Origin of the sequence: Streptomyces milbemycinicus, assembly GCF_002154605.1 — a bacterium.
In the GTDB taxonomy this organism is placed as follows: Bacteria; Actinomycetota; Actinomycetes; order Streptomycetales; family Streptomycetaceae; genus Streptomyces; species Streptomyces milbemycinicus.
Genome location: NZ_MUNE01000220.1, coordinates 1 through 1,112, shown reverse-complemented (window position 1 = coordinate 1,112; position 1,112 = coordinate 1). Strand labels below are relative to the sequence as shown.

The window sequence follows — 1,112 nt, the reverse complement described above, 5'->3', positions numbered from 1 at the left end:
GCACCAGCGCGGAAGGAGCCGGTGCGGAAGGAACTGTGGTCCTACGCTCTGGATGACCAAATGGAACTGTCAACGGTGGCGGATGGCAGGGTCTACCTCGACAACGGCAAGGACAGCCTGTATGCCCTGGACGCCGACAGCGGCGACGAGTTGTGGCATCAGCGCGGCACGGGGGGCTCACTCCTTCTGTTGGGGGCCTCGGGTGGGATGGCCTACTACGGCGACGACGACTACATGTACGCCCTTGATGCCGACAGCGGCGATGAAATCTGGAAGTTCAAGGACGGCGGAGTTCATTTGACACCCGTGGCAGTCGGCGAAACCACCTATGCGACCTACTCTGGCTTCCTGGCCGCGGTGCGATCCGATACGGGCAAAGGGATATGGCGGAAGAAGTACGACGGCGCACTGCGGGAAGGCGTGACCATTGCCGACGGGGTCCTCTATCCCGTCTCGGCCGGCGGAGACGACACTCTGTACGCAGTGGACGCGAAGAGCGGCGACGACCTGTGGGAGTTCAAGGCCGGCAGCGAGATTGTTTCGTCACCTGTCGTCGCGGACGGAACCGTCTACTTCGGCAGCAAGGACGGCACTTTGTACGCGGTCGACTCCGACTCCGGCCGGGAGGTCTGGAGGCGTGGCTTCGACGGGAAGTTGTGGGACCCGGCCGTGGCCAACGGGGCGGGTGCCCCGATAGTCGCTGACGGCGTGGTCTATTTCGAGAACGACGGCTACGTTTGCGCTTTCACCGCCGACAACGGAAAACCGCTGTGGCGGCAGAAGCCGCACCTGGAAGACGTGGAATTGCTGTCCGTCGTGGGCGACACCGTCCTGTTCAGCGACGGTGGCGACGGTGGCCGCACCCTGTACTCCCTGGACGCCGGTAGCGGCGACCGTGTGCGGAAAGAGGACTTGGGCGAGAACCAGACCGTCGTCGACGGCACGCTCTACTACGAGAATGCCGGGCGTCTGCACGCGGTCTCGGCCACGGCCACTGATGAGTGAGAGGGGGAGCGGGGTGGGGGCGATTGCGCCGCTGGAGGCCGGTGATCCCGAGCGGGTCGGGCGATACCGGATCGTGGGGCGGCTGGGCCGTGGCGGGATGGGCCAGG

Annotated in this window: 1 protein-coding gene; it reads left to right on the top strand. The window is 65.4% G+C overall.

Going from position 1 to position 1,112, the window contains the following annotated elements; all coding sequences use genetic code 11:
• Positions 1 to 1,005 (top strand): PQQ-binding-like beta-propeller repeat protein (locus tag CCN51_RS19020; RefSeq protein ID WP_211303234.1); only part of this gene is annotated, 1,005 nt, incomplete at its 5' end.
• Between the last annotated feature and the right edge of the window lie 107 nt (positions 1,006 to 1,112).